This is a genomic window from Erythrobacter sp. NE805 (genome assembly GCF_046452355.1).
In the GTDB taxonomy this organism is placed as follows: domain Bacteria; phylum Pseudomonadota; class Alphaproteobacteria; order Sphingomonadales; family Sphingomonadaceae; genus Erythrobacter.
In genome coordinates this window covers 176,948-193,009 of sequence record NZ_JBKFDI010000004.1, presented here as the reverse complement: position 1 = coordinate 193,009, position 16,062 = coordinate 176,948, and the positions used below count along the sequence as shown (strand labels likewise).

Annotated in this window: 16 protein-coding genes; 12 read left to right on the top strand and 4 right to left on the bottom strand. The window is 71.4% G+C overall.

Translation table 11 applies throughout. The features are described from left to right. Positions 1–84 precede the first annotated feature (84 nt). Genes ACLBKU_RS14980 through ACLBKU_RS14970 form a run of 3 tightly spaced genes read left to right on the top strand, consistent with a single transcriptional unit; the run spans position 85 to position 1,664 of the window. Entirely contained in the window at positions 85–858 is a 774-nt protein-coding gene (locus ACLBKU_RS14980; RefSeq protein ID WP_410180360.1) for a class I SAM-dependent methyltransferase, read from the top strand. 54 nt (positions 859–912) lie between these two features. After that, the gene (locus tag ACLBKU_RS14975; RefSeq protein WP_410180359.1) at positions 913–1,044 is read left to right on the top strand and encodes a hypothetical protein; all 132 of its coding nucleotides are present in this window, start codon (positions 913–915) and stop codon (positions 1,042–1,044) included. Beyond that, the gene (locus ACLBKU_RS14970) at positions 1,041–1,664 is read left to right on the top strand and encodes a hypothetical protein (RefSeq protein ID WP_410180358.1); all 624 of its coding nucleotides are present in this window, start codon (positions 1,041–1,043) and stop codon (positions 1,662–1,664) included. Before ACLBKU_RS14975 ends, ACLBKU_RS14970 begins: the two co-directional genes overlap by 4 nt. Here the strand turns inward: ACLBKU_RS14970 and ACLBKU_RS14965 are convergent. Then, positions 1,650–3,737 (bottom strand): protein-disulfide reductase DsbD family protein, encoded by a 2,088-nt coding sequence (locus tag ACLBKU_RS14965; protein ID WP_410180357.1) that lies wholly within the window; start codon positions 3,735–3,737, stop codon positions 1,650–1,652. The genes ACLBKU_RS14970 and ACLBKU_RS14965 overlap by 15 nt on opposite strands. Before the next feature lie 53 nt (positions 3,738–3,790). Between ACLBKU_RS14965 and ACLBKU_RS14960 the strand changes: the two genes are divergently transcribed. Continuing rightward, positions 3,791–5,026, top strand: a complete 1,236-nt coding sequence (locus ACLBKU_RS14960) for a UbiH/UbiF/VisC/COQ6 family ubiquinone biosynthesis hydroxylase (protein WP_410180356.1) — start codon at positions 3,791–3,793, stop codon at positions 5,024–5,026. Between the two features lie 116 nt (positions 5,027–5,142). Here ACLBKU_RS14960 and ACLBKU_RS14955 read toward each other — a convergent pair whose 3' ends face one another. The 3 genes from ACLBKU_RS14955 to hemC form a co-directional block, all read right to left on the bottom strand. Next, a complete protein-coding gene (locus ACLBKU_RS14955) occupies positions 5,143–6,048 on the bottom strand; it encodes a hypothetical protein (protein ID WP_410180355.1) in 906 nt (301 codons plus the stop codon). Positions 6,049–6,113: 65 nt separating this feature from the next. Continuing rightward, entirely contained in the window at positions 6,114–6,806 is a 693-nt protein-coding gene (locus ACLBKU_RS14950; protein WP_410180354.1) for a uroporphyrinogen-III synthase, read from the bottom strand. Further along, positions 6,803–7,744, bottom strand: coding sequence for a hydroxymethylbilane synthase (hemC, locus tag ACLBKU_RS14945; RefSeq protein WP_410180353.1), 942 nt, complete (start codon positions 7,742–7,744; stop codon positions 6,803–6,805). Before hemC ends, ACLBKU_RS14950 begins: the two co-directional genes overlap by 4 nt. 44 nt (positions 7,745–7,788) lie before the next feature. Between hemC and tsaD the strand changes: the two genes are divergently transcribed. The 8 genes from tsaD to ACLBKU_RS14905 all read left to right on the top strand — a co-directional run bounded on the left by tsaD (position 7,789) and on the right by ACLBKU_RS14905 (position 16,052). Then, positions 7,789–8,862, top strand: a complete 1,074-nt coding sequence (tsaD, locus tag ACLBKU_RS14940) for a tRNA (adenosine(37)-N6)-threonylcarbamoyltransferase complex transferase subunit TsaD (protein ID WP_410180352.1) — start codon at positions 7,789–7,791, stop codon at positions 8,860–8,862. Further along, positions 8,859–9,875, top strand: a complete 1,017-nt coding sequence (locus ACLBKU_RS14935; RefSeq protein WP_410180351.1) for an NAD(P)H-dependent glycerol-3-phosphate dehydrogenase — start codon at positions 8,859–8,861, stop codon at positions 9,873–9,875. Before tsaD ends, ACLBKU_RS14935 begins: the two co-directional genes overlap by 4 nt. Then, a complete protein-coding gene (locus tag ACLBKU_RS14930) occupies positions 9,872–11,383 on the top strand; it encodes a lipopolysaccharide biosynthesis protein (RefSeq protein ID WP_410180350.1) in 1,512 nt (503 codons plus the stop codon). The genes ACLBKU_RS14935 and ACLBKU_RS14930 overlap by 4 nt, the downstream gene beginning before the upstream one ends. A gap of 75 nt (positions 11,384–11,458) precedes the next feature. Then, positions 11,459–12,043 carry a hypothetical protein gene (locus ACLBKU_RS14925; RefSeq protein ID WP_410180349.1) on the top strand — a complete coding sequence of 195 codons (585 nt, stop codon included), beginning with the start codon at positions 11,459–11,461 and terminating at the stop codon, positions 12,041–12,043. Between the two features lie 73 nt (positions 12,044–12,116). Further along, positions 12,117–12,473, top strand: coding sequence for a response regulator (locus ACLBKU_RS14920; RefSeq protein ID WP_410180348.1), 357 nt, complete (start codon positions 12,117–12,119; stop codon positions 12,471–12,473). A gap of 215 nt (positions 12,474–12,688) precedes the next feature. Then, positions 12,689–13,333 carry a maleylacetoacetate isomerase gene (gene maiA / locus ACLBKU_RS14915; RefSeq protein WP_410180560.1) on the top strand — a complete coding sequence of 215 codons (645 nt, stop codon included), beginning with the start codon at positions 12,689–12,691 and terminating at the stop codon, positions 13,331–13,333. Between the two features lie 146 nt (positions 13,334–13,479). Beyond that, a complete protein-coding gene (locus ACLBKU_RS14910; RefSeq protein ID WP_410180347.1) occupies positions 13,480–14,490 on the top strand; it encodes a fumarylacetoacetate hydrolase family protein in 1,011 nt (336 codons plus the stop codon). Positions 14,491–14,600: 110 nt separating this feature from the next. After that, positions 14,601–16,052 (top strand): NAD-dependent succinate-semialdehyde dehydrogenase, encoded by a 1,452-nt coding sequence (locus ACLBKU_RS14905; RefSeq protein ID WP_410180346.1) that lies wholly within the window; start codon positions 14,601–14,603, stop codon positions 16,050–16,052. The last annotated feature ends 10 nt before the right edge of the window (positions 16,053–16,062 follow it).

Below are 16,062 nucleotides of genomic sequence, written 5' to 3'. Positions count from 1 at the left end.
CGTCGAACGCTGACGCCGTTCGTCCGTCAGCGCTTGCCGCCCGGCCCGTCACGGGTCTTCCTTGCGTGCGAGGGGAGACCTGCCATGACCAATGCCATCAAGACCGCCAGCCTGCTCGCGCTCGCCATCCTTGCCCTGCCTGTTGCGGCGAAGGAGGCCAAGCCCAGGCCGCTCTCGCTCGAGGCGAGCGTCGCCGCTGCCGACCGGCCGGGCGAGGCGCGTGAACTCGATGCCAGCCGCAAGCCGGCCGAGACGCTCGCGCTGCTGGGGCTCAAGCCCGGCATGAAGGTCGCCGACATCATGACCGGGACCGGCTATTGGGCCGACATCCTCGCCGAGGTGGTGGGCCCCAAGGGCAAGGTCACCGCGCTCGAGCCCGAGGAGTTCTATGCCGATCCCAGGGGACAGGCAGTGCTCGCCGATCTCGTCGCGCGCAATCCGAACCTCACCCTCACGCCCTATCCCTTCAAGGCGCTCGCCGTGCCCGCGAACAGCTTCGATGCGGCGATCATCCACCTCTCCTACCACGACCTCTACTGGCAGTCCGAGCAGTACAAGATCCCGCGCAGCGACCCCGCCGCCTTCGTCGCGGCGCTCTACGCGGCGATGAAGCCGGGCGGGCGGCTGCTGGTGGTCGACCATGTCGGCGGGCCGGGCGACACCCGGGCGATCGTCGACAAGCTGCACCGCATCGACCCGGCGGTGGTGAAAGCCGATTTCGAGCGCGCGGGCTTCCGTCTCGCCAAGCAGTCGGACCACCTCGCCAACCCGGCGGACGATCACACGAAGCTGGTGTTCGACCCGGCGGTGCGCGGGAAGACCGACCGCTTCGTCTACCTCTTCGAGAAGCGCAGGTGACAACCGCCTGACCTGCGGTTGACCGCCGGGCGGGCCCCCGCATAGAGCCGGGCCATGACGCCCCGCCGCCCGGCCGCTTCCCACCTCGCCGCATCCGCGCCCCTGCCCGCCGCAGGGCGCTGGCACGATGCGCCGCAGCGCGCCTTGCGCCGTGCCGACAGCGGCGCCGAGGAGCGGATCACGTGAAATTATCGCGAGGGAGGGCCCGGCCCGGCGGAGGACCCGCGATCCTGTCGGCGCTCGTCCTCGTGGGGAGCGTCGCGGGATGCAAGCCGCCGCCGACCGACTCTGCCGTCGCCCGCGTCGCGCTCGAGATGCCCGCCAAGGGCCCCTCCGAGCCGATCGCCTCGCCCGATGTCGCCGGGGCCGTCTGGGCAGCGACCGCCAATCCGTTGCGGCTGGTCTACGGCAAGCCCGGCCAGCCGGTGCTGCTCGCGCTCGAGTGCCTCGCGCCCGGCAGCCCGCAGGCGCAACTCCGGATCACCCGCCACGCCCCCGCCGACGAGGGTGCGGCGGCGCTGCTCGCGCTGATCGGCAACGGCTGGATCGGGCGCTTCCCGGTCGATGCGACCAATGTGCGCGGCGCCTTGCTGTGGCAGGGCGACGTGCCCGCCACGCAGCGCGAATGGGCGGCGCTGAGGCCCGCGAACGAGGCGACCGTCACCGTGCCCGGCGCGGGCCTTCTCAGGCTCAATCCGAGCCCGCTGCCGATGGCGCTGGTCGAGACCTGCCGCGGCGCGGGCGCTGCCGCCGGAGGCGAGGTCCAGCCCGCCGACCCCTCGCTCGAGCTTTCAACCGCCCGCTGAGGCCTTCGTCGCCAGCAGTTCCGGGGTGAGCACCTGCGGCAGCTGCTCCGGCGTGCGCGATCCGGGCGCATACCACAGGTAGAGCGGCACGCCCGCAGCGCCGTGTTCGTCGAGGAAGCGCGTGATCGCCTCGTCGCGGCGCGTCCAGTCGCCGACGATCGGCACCACGCCCGCCTTCGCGAAGGCCGCGCGGGTGCTCTCGCGCTCGATCGCGACGCGCTCGTTGACCTTGCAGGTGAGGCACCAGTCGGCGGTGAACCACACGAACACGGGCTTGCCCGAAGCGCGCGCCTCGGCGAGGGTCTCGGCGCTGAAGGTGCGGGGCGCGAGGATGCTCGCGCTCGCCTCGCCCGCCTTGACCTCGTAGACCGACGGGAGCCCGATCGCGGCGAAGGCGACGAAAGGCGCGGCGACGAGCGCGAAGGCGGGCCACGCCATCTTGCCCCCGCGCTGCAACTTGCCGACCACGAAGAGGCCGAGCAGCACCCCGAACACCATCACCAGCGCGATCCCGCCGAAGGGCCGCCCGCCGATCTGCACCGTCAGCCACAGGAGCGCGAGGAAGGTCAGCGCCATCGGCACCGCCATGATCCGCCGGAAGCGCTCCATCCATGCGCCCGGCTTCGGCAGCATCCGGCGCAAGGGAGGCACGAAGCCGAGCAGGAGGAAAGGCAGCGCCAGCCCCAGCCCGAGGCAGGCGAAGAGCAGCAGCGCGAGCGGCACCGGCAGCAGCAGCGCCGCACCCAATGCCGCGGCCATGAAGGGACCGGTGCAGGGGGTCGCGACGAAGGCCGCGAGCAGCCCGGTCGCGAAGGCCCCGGTGCGCTCGCCGCCCAACCTGACGGAGATCGCGGGAAGCTCGAACAGCCCCGCGAAATTGGCGGTGATCGCCGCGGCGAGCACCAGCAGCGCGACCACCACGCCCGGCTCCTGCAACTGGAACGCCCAGCCGACCTGCTCGCCGGCAGCGCGCAAGGCGAGCAGCAGCGCGCCGAGCCCGAGGCAGGCGATCACCACCCCGGCGGTATAGGCGATCCCCTCGGCCCGCGCCCGCGCCTCGCTCTCCCCGGCGCGGGCGAGTGCGATCGCCTTGAGGCTGAGGATCGGGAAGACGCAGGGCATGATGTTGAGCAGCAGCCCGCCGACCAGCGCGCCGAGCACCAGCGTCCACAGCGGCGGCGTCGCGACCGCCATCTGCGGCCCCGCCACCAGCTCGCCCCCGGAAGGCACCGCGCCGAGGCCCGCCTCGAAACGGAAGCCGTTGCCGTCGCCGAAGGCGAGGATCCCGGAGAGGCGCTCGGCCTTGCCGGTCCCGTAGGCGTCGAGCGGGATCTCGGCGACCAGCGTCTCGCCCGCGCGGCGGAAGGTCTGCGGCGCGGCATAGGCGACCAGCCGCTCGTTGGCGACGAAGACATACGGGTCGGCGAGCGCCATGCTCGCGGGGAAGGGGATCGCGACGCGCAGGGTCTTGCCCGTGATGGCGAAGGACGCGCGCGCGTCGAGCGGCGGGGCGATCGCGGCCCGCCAGCGCGCGAAGTCGCCGCCGCTGCGCGCGATGAGCCGCGCCGACTGCGGCACGCAGATCTGGTCGGTGCAGGCGAGGTAGTCGACGCTGGCCTTGATCGGGCCGACATCGGCGCCGTTCACGCTCGGCCCCGGGGTGACCGGCACCAGCACCGTGTAGGGCCCCTCGTAGATGTGGTTCATCAGCCCGCTGACGAGCAGGCGCTTGGGGACGGGATAGCGCGCCTCGCCCACCTCCCAGTCGGGCGGCAGGTCGAGCGAAAGGCGCATCCCCTGCCCCGCATCGCCCGGGTTCGTCCAGTAGCCGTGCCACTCGGGCGCGCTCGGCATGAAGCGCAGCGCGAGCAGGAACTCCTTGCCCTGCTGCGGCGCGCCCGCCGCAGCGTCGACATAGAGCTCGACCGCGATCCGGTCCGAGCCGATCAGGCCGGCGTCGGAAGCGCCCTGCGGCTGCGCGGTCGCGGGCACGCCCGCCAGGAGCATTGCGGCGAGCGCAAGCACCCATGCAGCGAATTGTCGGGCGGGAGACGGGAAGAATCTTGCGTGCATCGCGCCCTACCCTCTAGGCATCACGGCAGTTCTTCGCAATCGGAGCGGCCAAGGTGACAGCGACTTCAGACAATCCCGAAGGCCCCCGCGATCTCGTGATCCTCGGCGGCGGCCTCGTCGGCATGACGCTCGCGCTGGCGGCGGCGAAGAAGGGCCTGTCGAGCCACGTGATCGACCGCGCCGACCCGGCCGAGCTCACCGCCGAGGGCTTCGACGACCGTGCCACCGCGATCTCGACGGCGAGCTGGCATCTGTTCGAGAATATCGGCATCGCGGCGGGGCTCGAGGCATTCGCCTGCGACATCGCGAGCATCGCCGTCACCGACCAGCAGAAGCCCGGCCGCCTCGACTTCGTCCCCGGCGAGGGCGACGGGACGCTCGGGCGGATGTTCCCCAACCGCCGCCTGCGCCTCGCGCTGTTCGAAGCAGCGGCGAAGGAGCCGCTGATCCGGTGGACCTCGAAGGCGACCGTCGTCGAACGCCAGCGCTCGCAATACGGCGTCGCCGCGGTGACCGCCGACGGGCGCAAGTTCCGGGGCGCGCTGATGGTCGCTGCGGAAGGGCGCCAGTCGCCGACCCGCGACAGCGCGGGGATCACCATCGCCAAGTGGGACTATCGGCACCGCGCGATCATCGCCGGGCTGACCCACGAGAAGCCCCACGGCAATGTCGCATGGGAAATCTTCTATCCCGCCGGGCCCTTCGCCCTGCTGCCCCTGAACGACGACGCCGACGGCACGCACCGCTCCTCGCTGGTGTGGACCGTCTCGGAGGATGATGCGGCGGGGGTGACGAAGCTCGGCGACCGAGCTTTCCTCGCCGAGGTGGAGAAGCGCATGGGCGGGGTGCTGGGCCGGGTGCGCTCCGTCGGGCACCGGTCGAGCTATCCGCTGGGCTTCCACCACACCGCGAAGATCACCGCCGAGCGCCTCGCGCTGATCGGCGACAGCGCGCACGGCATCCACCCCATCGCCGGGCAGGGCCTCAACCTCGGCCTGCGCGATGTCGGCGCGCTGGTCGAGGTGCTCGCCGAGGGCGCGCGATTGGGACTCGATCCGGGCGATCCCGAGGTGCTCAAGCGCTACGAGACCTGGCGCGGGCTCGACAGCTTCATGGTCGCGCTCGCCACCGACGGCCTCACCCGCCTGTTCGGCGTCCCCGGCAGGACCGCAAGCGCGGTGCGCCGCCTCGGCATGGCCGCGGTGCAGAGGACGCCGCTGCTCAAGAGCTTCTTCATGGACGAAGCGCGCGGGGTCTCGGGGGACCTGCCGGAGATTTTGCGGGGGTAGGATTACGCCGAACCGTTCGTGCTGAGCTTGTCGAAGCACCGTCCTTCTCTCCAACCACGCGGGGAGAAGAAGAAAATGCGGTCCTTCGACAAGCTCAGGACGAACGGGGTTGGCGACTAAGGCCGCACCAGCGGGCTCAGCTGCTGCACCGGGTTGCCCGCGCCGTCCCTCAGCCCGCGCTGGTCGAGCACGGCGGCGGTCTCGATCACCTCCAATGCGTCCATCGCCTTCCTGTAGCGCTCGGCATCCGCGATCCAGCTCTGCGCCTTGGCGGCGCCCGGCATCCCGCGCACCTCGGCGATCGCCGCCTCGTAGCGCCCCTGCTCGAGCGCCCAGCGCGCCCGCTCGAGGCGCTGCTGCGGCTGCGGCGAGGGGGTGGTCTCGCGGCGCACCACGAACAGCTGCTTCAGCTCGCGCTTGAAGGCGCCCCACGAGGGGCCCTCGTCGCTCTGGCGCAGCTGCGGGCCGAGGCCGTCGAGCCGCGCCACCAGCGCATCGAGCCGGACCGGGTTGCGCGCGAAGTCGATGATCGTGCCGACCGCGTTCGGCCAGCCGTCCCCGAAGCGCAGGCGCAGCTGGTCGGCGAGCGGTCCGAGCTCGCCCCCGCGCTCGATCGAGCGGCGGGTGGCGAAGGCGATCAGCAGGCTCTCGGCCCGGGCGGCATTGCCGGCGGCGGCCTGGGCCTGGAGGTCCAATCGGGTGAGGCGCTGCTCGGCGGCGGCGAGGCGCTGGTCGAGCCCGCCCTGCTGCTCGGCGACCTTGGCGACCGCCTGCCCGGTCGCGGCGACCGCGGCCGCGGCGGCCTGCGGGGTCGGCGAGGGGGCGAGCGCCGGGCTCGGCGCGGCGGCGGCCCCGGCGACGGTGCGCGATGCGGCGGCGCCGGGCAAAAGGTCGCTCCACATCAGCCAGCCGACCAGCGCGCCCCCGGCGAGGAAGGCGAGGCAGACGGCGAGGACGACGCCGCGCGCCGAAGCGCCGCGGCTGGGGGTGCCATAGGGCGATGGTCCCGGTTGTGATGCCATCGTGATCCGTTCTCAGGCGTTCAATGCGGGAGCCCGGCTGGCGCGGGCCGGCCGGTGCGAGAGGGTCATGTGGAGCGCGTGGCGCGGCACAAGTCAAATGCCAATTGCATCAGGCTCGCCTCGTCGGGCCGCGCGGCGGTGTGGACCGCGGCCCAGCCCCCGCTCGCCGCCGCGGCGATCCGCGGGCCGAGCGCGGCGAGGGTCACGCCGCTGCGGCCGATCCCGAGCCGGTCGCACTCGGCGGCGAAGTGCGCGGCAGTCGCGGCGGAGTGCAGCAGCACCAGCGCCTCTCCCGACGCCAGCAATGGGGCGACCGGATCGAGCGGGAGCATCACCGCGCGATAGGCGATCACCTCGGCGATGGTGACGCTCGGCGGCGGCGTGAGCGGCACGTGCTCCTCCCCGGCGATGCGCAGCAGGCGGCAAGGACCGGCAATGGCGTCGAGCACCCCCTGCAATCCCCCGCTCCCCGTCGTCGCGACGGTGAACCCGGCGGCGCGCGCGGCGGCGGCGGTGGCCTCGCCGACGGCGTGGACGGGCTTGGCGGCGAGCCGCGCGAGGTGCGGCCCGCCGTGGAGGATCGCGTTGGCGCTGCCGATCAGCAGCCCGTCGATTCCGGCGGGGTCGGGGCACTCCCACGCGACCGGGCGGATCTCCGACAGCGCGTGCCCGGTGATCGTCAGCCCCATTGCACGGGCCCGCTCGAGCGTCGCGGCAAGGCCGGGCTCGGGGCGGAGCGCCAGCAGGTGCAGGGTCATTTCCCGCTGCGGAAGTGCGGCGCGATCCCCGGTGTCGCGCGTCCGAGCAGCTCGGCGGCGAGCGCCGCTACCTTCGCGTGATCGCCGGGGGCGAAGGTGGCGCTCCCCTCGATCCGCTCGGCCCCGTCGGGGGAGAACAGCGCGGCGCGCATCGTCAAGGCATCGCCCGCAAGCTCGCACAGCACCGCCACCGGCGAGTGGCAGGTGCCCCCCAGCTCGGCGAGCAGCGCGCGCTCGGCCTCGAGCTCGGCGCGGGTCGGGGCGTGGTCGATCGCGGCGAGGAGCGCGGTGGTCGCGGCGTCCCCGGCGCGGCACTCGATGGCGATGACGCCCTGCGCGGCGGCGGGAATCCATTCATCCGAGCCGAGCGGATGACCGACGCCGCTCTCGCCCAGCCGCTCGAGCCCGGCGGCGGCGAGGAAGGTCACGTCGGCCTCGCCCGCCTGCAACTTCGCGAGCCGCGTCGCGACATTGCCGCGGAAGGTCACGACCTTGCAGTCGGGCCTGAGGTTGAGGAGCTGCGCGGCGCGGCGCGGCGCGCTGGTGCCCACCACGGCTCCATGCGGGATGGCGGCGATGCTCGCCGCACCGACGAGGCAGTCGCGCCGGTCAGCCCTCGGCAGGAAGGCGGGGAAGTGGAATTCGGCCGGGCGGATCGTCTCGACGTCCTTGGCCGAATGCACCGAGACGCCGATCCGCCCCTCGCCCAGCCACTGGTCGAGTTCCTTGGTCCACAGCGCCTTGCCGCCGATCTCCGAAAGCGGCCGGTCGAGCACCTTGTCGCCGCTCGCCAGCACGGGGACGAGTTCGACCTCCTCCTCGGCCCAGCCATGCGCGGCGCAGAGGCGGGCGCGGGTCTCATGGGCCTGCGCCATCGCCAGCGGGGAGTTGCGGGTGCCGAGGCGGAGTTTGGGGCGCGGTGCGGAAGCGTCAGTCATGGCTGCGCTTGCCCTAGCCCGCACAAAGACTAGATGGAAGCCGGATGGGATCGTCAACGCACACCTCTGAAGGGCCGCTCGTGCTGGGGATCGAGTCGAGCTGCGACGAGACCGCGGTCGCGCTGGTGCGCGGCGACGGGACGATCGTGGCGCAGGCGATCGCTAGCCAGGAAGCCGAGCACGCTCCCTATGGCGGCGTCGTCCCCGAGATCGCCGCGCGCGCTCATGCCGAGCGCCTCGCGCCGATGCTGGAGCGGGTGATGACCGAGGCGGGCGTCGCGCTCGGCGAAGTCGATGCCATCGCCGCGACGGCCGGGCCGGGGCTGATCGGCGGAGTGATGGTCGGTCTCGTCAGCGCCAAGGCGCTCGCGATGGCCGCGGACAAGCCGCTGATTGCAGTCAACCACCTCGAGGGCCATGCCCTGTCGCCCCGGCTGGCGGACGCGGGGCTGGGCTTTCCCTACCTGCTGCTGCTGGTCTCGGGGGGGCATTGCCAGATCCTCGCGGTCGAGGGCGTCGGGCAGTATCGCCGCCTCGCCACCACCATCGACGACGCGCTGGGCGAGGCCTTCGACAAGACCGCTAAGATCCTGGGGCTCGGCTATCCCGGCGGGCCGGCGGTCGAGCGGCTGGCGCGGGAGGGCAATCCGGGTGCGGTTCCCTTGCCGCGGCCCTTGAAGGGTTCGAGCGAACCGCATTTCTCCTTCGCGGGGCTCAAGAGCGCGGTCTTGCGGGCCTACGAAAGCGGGGCGCACTCGGACGCCGATATCTGCGCCAGTTTCCAGCAGGCCGCCGTCGAGTGCCTGATCGATCGCCTCGAATTGGCGCTGGAGACCGCAGGACCCTTCCCAGCGCTGGTGGTGGCGGGCGGGGTCGCCGCCAACAGGACGATCCGCGCGGCGCTCGAGGACTTCGCCGTGCGCCATTCCATGCGCTTCACCGCCCCGCCGCTCGCGCTGTGCACCGACAATGCGGCGATGATTGCCTGGGCGGGCTGCGAGCGGCTCGCGCAAGAGGGCCCGGACTTCGCGGGCGACCCGCTCGATTTCGTCGCCCGCCCGCGTTGGCCGCTCGATCCGGCCGCCGAAGCGGTGCGCGGTGCGGGGGTCAAGGCATGACGCATGAAGGCGTGACCTCGCTCCCGACCATCGGCGTCATCGGCGCAGGGGCGTGGGGCACCGCGCTCGCGCAGATGCTCGCCTCCGACGGGCGCGCGATTGTGCTGTGGGCCTACGAGCCCGAGGTGGCCCACGCGATCAACGCCGAACACCGCAACCCGCTCTACCTTCCCTCGGCCAGCCTCGCCCCGACGATCCGCGCCACCGGCGATCTTGCCGATCTCGCCGGAATCGGCACCGTGCTGGTCGTCACCCCGGCGCAGGTGCTCGGGCGCGTGCTCTCCGGCCTCGCCGCGCACCCCCGCGATCTCGTGCTGTGCTCGAAGGGCATCGAGGCGGGCACCGGGCGCATGATGAACGACGTCGCGCGCGAGGCCGCGCCCGGCAGCGACATCGCCGTCCTCTCCGGCCCGACCTTCGCCCACGAGGTCGCGAGCGGCCTGCCGACCGCCGTCACCCTTGCCTGCGGGGGCGGACAGGCGCAGTGGGAGCGGCTCGCCCCGGCGCTCGCGCGTCCCACCTTCCGGCCCTATTTCTCCGGGGACGTCGCGGGCGCGGAGATCGGCGGGGCGGTCAAGAACGTGCTCGCCATCGCCTGCGGGGTGGTCGACGGCCTCGGCCTCGGCCAGAACGCGCGCGCGGCGCTCATCACCCGCGGCTTCGCCGAGATGGCGCGCTTCGGCGCCGCGCACGGGGCGAGCTTCGACACCATCGCCGGGCTGTGCGGCCTCGGCGACCTGGTGCTGACCTGCTCCTCGACCTCGAGCCGCAACTTCAGCCTCGGCAAGGCATTGGGCGAGGGGATGAGCGCCGCCGAGGCGCTCGCCGACAAGCGCACCGTGGCGGAAGGGGCGCACACCGCGCCGGTGCTCGCGCAGCTGGCGCGGGAGAAGGGCATCGACATGCCGATCACCCTCGCGGTCGCCGACATCCTCGCCGGCACTCCGGCGCGCGCGGTGGTGCAGAGCCTGCTCGCCCGGCCGCTCAAGGCCGAGCGGGACGGGGCTGCATGAGCGCGCCCGCCGCCCCGGCCGCCGGGGACGACACCGACGACCTCGCCACCCTCGCCAAGGGCGGGCGGACCAACACGCTCGGCTTCGTGGTGCGCCTCATCGCGCGCATCCCCTTCCTCGTCATCGCCACCCGCCTTTACGGGGCCGAGGCGCTCGGGCGCTTCGCCTCGGCGCTGGTGCTGATCGAGATCGTCGCGCTGGTCTGTTCATTGGGCGAAAAGCGCGGCCTCGCCCAGCGCCTCTCCGAAGGCGCGGGCGAGAACCGCGCGGCGGAGGCGAACCTCGTCTATGACGGGATCCTCCTCGCGCTCGGCTATTCGGCGGTCGCGGCGGCGGTGCTGCTGGTCTTCCCCGAGCCGATGTTCCCCAACGGGATGAATTCGCAGCTCGACATCTGGCTGGTCGCGACCATCCCCGCCTTCGCCGTCACCGAGATCCTGCTCGCCGCACAGGCCTATCGCTTCGACATCGCGACGACGGTGCGCGCGCGGGCGGTGATCGAGCCGTGGACGATCTCGATCGGCGCGGGCGCCTTCTTCTTCATCCCCGCCACCCGCGAGAGCGGCCTCGCGCTCGCCTATATCGCCTCGATCTATGCCGGGCTGCTGACCGCGCTGTGGCCATTCCTGCGCACCTACGGCCTCCCGCGCGCGTGGCGCCCGCGCGGAATGCTCAAAATGTCCGCGCGCGCCTTCCCGCTGGTGGGGGCGGACGCGATCGAGCGCGGCACGCGGCTGCTCGACATCTTCATCCTCGGCCTCTTCGCCCCCCCTTCGGCGGTCGGGATCTACTACGCCGCCCAGCAGATCGCCTCGCTCCCGCAGAAGCTGAAGACCAGCTTCGAGCCGATCCTCTCGCCGGTCATCACCAAGAACCTGCGGATCGGCAACATGGAGGCGATCGCCGCGCAGGTGCGGCAGGTGGGGTTCTGGATCATCGCCGTCCAGCTCGGCATCGCGCTGGTGCTGGGCGTGCCGGGCGAGGCGGTGATGGGCCTGTGGGGGCCGGACTATGTCGCGGGCACCGCCGCGCTCGCCCTGCTGCTCGCCGCGGAAGTCGCCGCCTCGATGGCGGTCGTCTCGGAGAGCGTGCTCGTCTACATCGCGAGGAAGCGCAACCTTGCGATCTCGGTCGCGATCATCGCCTTGCAGGCGGTGCTGACGATCGCCTTCATCGAACTCGCGCGCCGGATGGGCTACGGCCGCGGCTTCCAGGCGGCGGGTGCGGCGGGCGCGCTGCTGATCGCGCTCGCGACCTCCAGCCTCGTCAAGGCGCTGCTGCTCAAGCGCCTCCTCGCGGCCCCGGTCTCGAACTGGCGCTGGGCGCTGGTCCATGCCGCCGCCCTGGCAGTGGTGGTCGGCTATGCCTTCACCTTCCTCCCCGAATGGATCGAGCTCCTCCTCGGCGTCCCCGCGGTGCTCGCCACCTACGCCGCGGTGATCTGGCGGCGCGGCTTCCGTGAGGAGGACAAGGTGCTGTTCCGCAAGCAGGTCGAGCGCCAAGACTAACCTCGCGCTTGGGATTGCCGGCTAAGGCCTGCTAAGAGCCTCGCGAAGCTGTTCATCCCGGAGACGCCCCACGCCATGTCCGCCGACCTCGCCCCCTACCTGCCGCTGATCCTGATCGCGCTGGTCGTCCTCGCCATCGCCGTGTGGCTGTTCCTGCGCGCCAACCGCAAGGCGCGCGTGGTCGACGACGGCACCGCGCCGAAGATCGGCCGCGACGTGCTCGAGGACGGCGCCGGACGGGCGCTACGCAACCAGGCGCTGATCGATTCCCCGTGCGGGGTCGAGATCATCCAGGGCGAGCTTTCCGGCATGGCGAACGCGCAGGTCACCGGCACCTCGCCGCTCGGCACCGATGCCGAGGCGGGGCCCGAGCTCGCGCCCGCCCCCGCCCCCGATGTGCCGATCCCCGCGCCCGGCGGCGGCGACGACCTCACCCGCATCAAGGGTTTGGGCCCCAAGCTCGCTGCGCTGCTCGGCCAGTTCGGCATCAACCGCTTCGACCAGATCGCCGCCTGGACCCCGGAAGACATCGAGCGCATCGATGCGCAGCTCGGCCGTTTTTCGGGGCGCATCACCCGCGACCAATGGGTCGAACAGGCCAGGTTGCTTGCGGCCGGCGACGAGGCGGGCTTTACGCGGCATTTCGGCAATAACGGATGATATTCTAGGCAGCTTGACGTCTAAACCGTGATACAGTCCTCGTTTGTGGGATTCGTTCATAGGGGAGAGGCCGATGGCATTGCGTATCCTGGTCGCCGAAGACGAGTTCATCACCGGCTCCGATTTGTGCGATACTTTCGAGGAGGCGGGCTACGAGGTCGAAGGGCCGCACGCCGGGATCTCCTCGGCGATGCTCGCCTGCCAGAAGGAGAAGCCCGACCTCGCGGTGCTCGAGATCGAGCTTGCCGACGGGCTGACCTACGAGCTCGCGCAGAAGCTGATCGAGGAGAACGTGCCGGTGATCCTCCACTCCGACATGGCCGACCCGCTGGCGATCGCCGCGCGCTTCCCGGGCGCGACGATGCTCGCCAAGCCCTGCCCCCCCGCCAAGCTCCTTCAGACCGTGCAGCGGGTGCTGGTCTCGGCGTGACAAGAGGAAGCAGCACCCTTTTCGTCTCCCCGGACCTGATCCGGGGCCCAGCTTCTTGCTGCTAGGCGCTCGATCCGCGCGGAGCCTGATCAAGAGCAGCGGGGCCCCGGGTCAAGCCCGGGGAGACGGAATGCGCAAGACAAGCCTGCCGCGAACACTGCCCCCCACCCCTTGCCCCTCTGCCCCAACCCTGCGATGGCAGGCGCATGAGCACGATGAAACTCTACGGCTATTTCCGCAGCTCGACCTCCTATCGCCTGAGGATCGCCCTCAACCTGAAGGGCCTCGCCTTCGAGAACATCCCCGTCAACCTCGTCACCGCCGAGAACAAGGCGCCCGCCTTCACCGCCCGCAACCCCTTCGGTTCGCTCCCCCTGCTCGAGGCCGACGGGCGCGACCGGGCGCAGTCGATGGCGCTGCTGGAATGGCTCGACGAGGCCTATCCCGAGCCGCCCTTCCTGCCTGCGGACATCGAGGCGCGCTACACCATCCGCGAACTCGCCTATGCCATCGCGACGGAGATCCACGCGGTGAACAACCTGCCGGTGCTCAAGTATCTGAAGGAGCATTTCGATGCCTCGCAGCAGGCGATCGACGACTGGTATCGCAACTGGCTCGCGCGCACGCTGGTCCCGGTCGAGGCGCGGCTCGCGCAATTGCGGACGGGCGACTTCCTCCACGGCGATGCGCCCGGCCTGTTCGAGATTGTGGCGATCCCCCAGCTCTACAACGCGCGGCGCTTCGATTTCGATCTTGCGGCCTGCCCCCACCTCACCCGCATCGAGGCCGCCTGCCTCGCGCTGCCCGCCTTCGCGGCGGCCAACCCCGATGTGCAGGCGGATGCGCCGCAACGGCCATGACCCCACTTTGTCATTGCGAGGAGCCGAAGGCGACGCGGCATTCCATGGCGTGCCGCTTCTGCGTGACGCAAGGGCAGTCCATGGATTGCCACGCCTGCGGCTCGCAATGACGAGACCGAGAACATAAGCGACAAGGACGCACGAAAATGAAACTCGCAACCCTCGACAACGGCACGCGCGACGGGCGGCTGGTGGTGGTCAGCAAGGACCTCACCCGCTGCTCGGCGGCGGGCTATATCGCGCCCACGCTCCAGGCCGCGCTCGACGACTGGGACCGGATCGCGCCCGAGCTCGAGGTGCTCGCCCGCGACGTCGAGCACGAGGCGGTGCCCTGCGAGCGCTTTCACGAGCGGCAGGCGCACTCCCCGCTCCCGCGCGCCTACCAGTGGGCGGACGGCAGCGCCTATATCAACCATGTCGAACTGGTCCGGCAGGCGCGCGGGGCCAAGGTGCCCGAAAGCTTCTACTCCGACCCGCTGATGTATCAGGGCGGCTCGGACAGCTTCCTGCGGCCGCGTCAGGACATCCCCTTGGGCGACCCCGCCTGGGGCTGCGACATGGAGGGCGAGATCGCGTGCATCACCGGCGATGTGCCGATGGGGTGCTCGGTCGAGGAGGCCGCCGCGCAGATCCGGCTGCTGATGCTGGTCAACGACGTGAGCCTCAGGGGCCTGATCCCCGCGGAACTCGAGAAGGGCTTCGGCTTCTTCCAGTCCAAGCCCGCGAGCGCCTTCTCGCCGGTGGCGGTGACGCCGGACGAGCTGGGCGATGCGTGGCAGGACGCGCTGATCCACCTGCCGCTGATGGTGGACTTGAACGGCCAGCCCTTCGGCCGGGCGAATGCGGGGCAGGATGCGACCTTCAACCTCGCGCAGCTGGTCGCCCATGCGGCGAAGACGCGCCACCTCGGCGCGGGGACGATCATCGGCACCGGCACGGTCTCGAACAAGGGCGCCGACGGCGGCCCCGGCACGCCGGTCGCCGAGGGCGGCGCGGGCTATTCCTGCATCGCCGAGATCCGGATGATCGAGACGATCCGCGACGGCCAGCCGTCGACCCCGTTCATGCAGCCGGGCGACTCTGTGCGGATCGAGATGCGCGACGCCGCGAACCACTCGATCTTCGGGGCCATCGAGCAGCACGTCATCGCGGTCTAGACCCCCTTTAGACCCTTGTTACACCCCCTCTAGACCCCACCTAAACCCCCGCCCGCAGCGGTGTTTCACGTGAAACATCGGCCTTCCGCACCGATCCGAGGACCCTCGCCATGACCGCCTATCCGACCCTCCAGATGCTCATCAACGGCGAGTGGACCGGCACCGGCGGCGCGGGGACGATGGCGGTGGTCAACCCCGCCACCGGAGGGGTGATCGGCCACTGCCCCAAGGCCGGCCCCGCCGATCTCGACGCCGCCCTCAAGGCCGCCGACGACGCCTTCCCCGGGTGGAGCCGCACCGCCGGCGCAGACCGCCACACGATCCTGCGCCGCGCCGCCGACCTGCTGCGCGAGCGCGCGCTCGAGATCGCCGCGGTGGTCACCGCCGAGATGGGAAAGCCCCGCGCCCAGGCCATCGGGGAGATCACCGGCTCGGCCGACGTCATTGATTTCCTTGCCGAAGAGGCCAAGCGCCGGGGCGGCCGGCTGATCCCGACGCGCGGAACCGGGCTGATCGCGCAGATGGTGACCCACGAGCCGATCGGCCCGGCGGTGCTGCTGACGCCGTGGAATTTCCCGATCAACCTCCCCGCCAAGAAGATCGCCGGCGCGCTCGCCGCGGGCTGCACCGCGATCCTCAAGCCCGCCGAGAACACCCCGGCTTCCGCGCAGCTGCTGGTCCAGTGCTTCGTCGATGCGGGCGTGCCCAGGGGCGTGCTCAACCTCGTCCACGGCGACCCGGGCCCGATCGCCGAGCACCTGATCGCCTCGCCCGTGACCCGCAAGGTGAGCTTCACCGGCTCGACCGCGGTCGGCAAGCACCTCGGCGCGCTGGCGGCCAGCCACATGAAGCGCTTCACCCCCGAACTCGGCGGCCATGCCCCTGTAATCGTGAGCAAACATGCCGACCTCGCGCGTGCGGTGGCGATGTGCGCGGCGACCAAGTTCCGCAACGCCGGGCAGGTCTGCGTCTCCCCGACCCGCTTCCTCGTCGCCAGGGAAATCTACGACAGCTTCGTCGCCGATTTCGCCGCAGCAGCGAGCAAGTTGAAGGTCGGTGATCCCGGCGCGGACGAGGCCGTCGACATGGGCCCCCTCGCCCATGCGCGGCGGATTTCGGCGATGGAACAGGTGGTTGCCGATACCGGCGGGAACCGCGGCGAGGTCGTGACCGGCGGTTCGGTGATCGCAAGCAGCGGGTTCTTCTTCCAGCCGACCGTGATCGCCAACCCCGCCCCCGACAGCCGCTTCATGACCGAGGAACCCTTCGGCCCCATCGCCGGGATCGTCCCCTTCGAGAACATCGAGGATGCGGTCGGCATCGCCAACTCCTTGCGCTATGGCCTTGCCGCCTATGCCTTTTCCGGCGACCTCGACGAGGCGCACTGGCTCGGCCGGAGCTTGCGGGCCGGGATGGTCGGGATCAACCAGCTGATCGTCTCCTCGCCCGAAACCCCGTTCGGCGGCATCGGCGATTCGGGCTTCGGCTCGGAGGGCGGCGAGGAAGGCTACCTCGCCTTTACCGACACCAAGCTCGTCATGCTGGCGAAGGCCGGGGGCTGAGCCCCGCCGC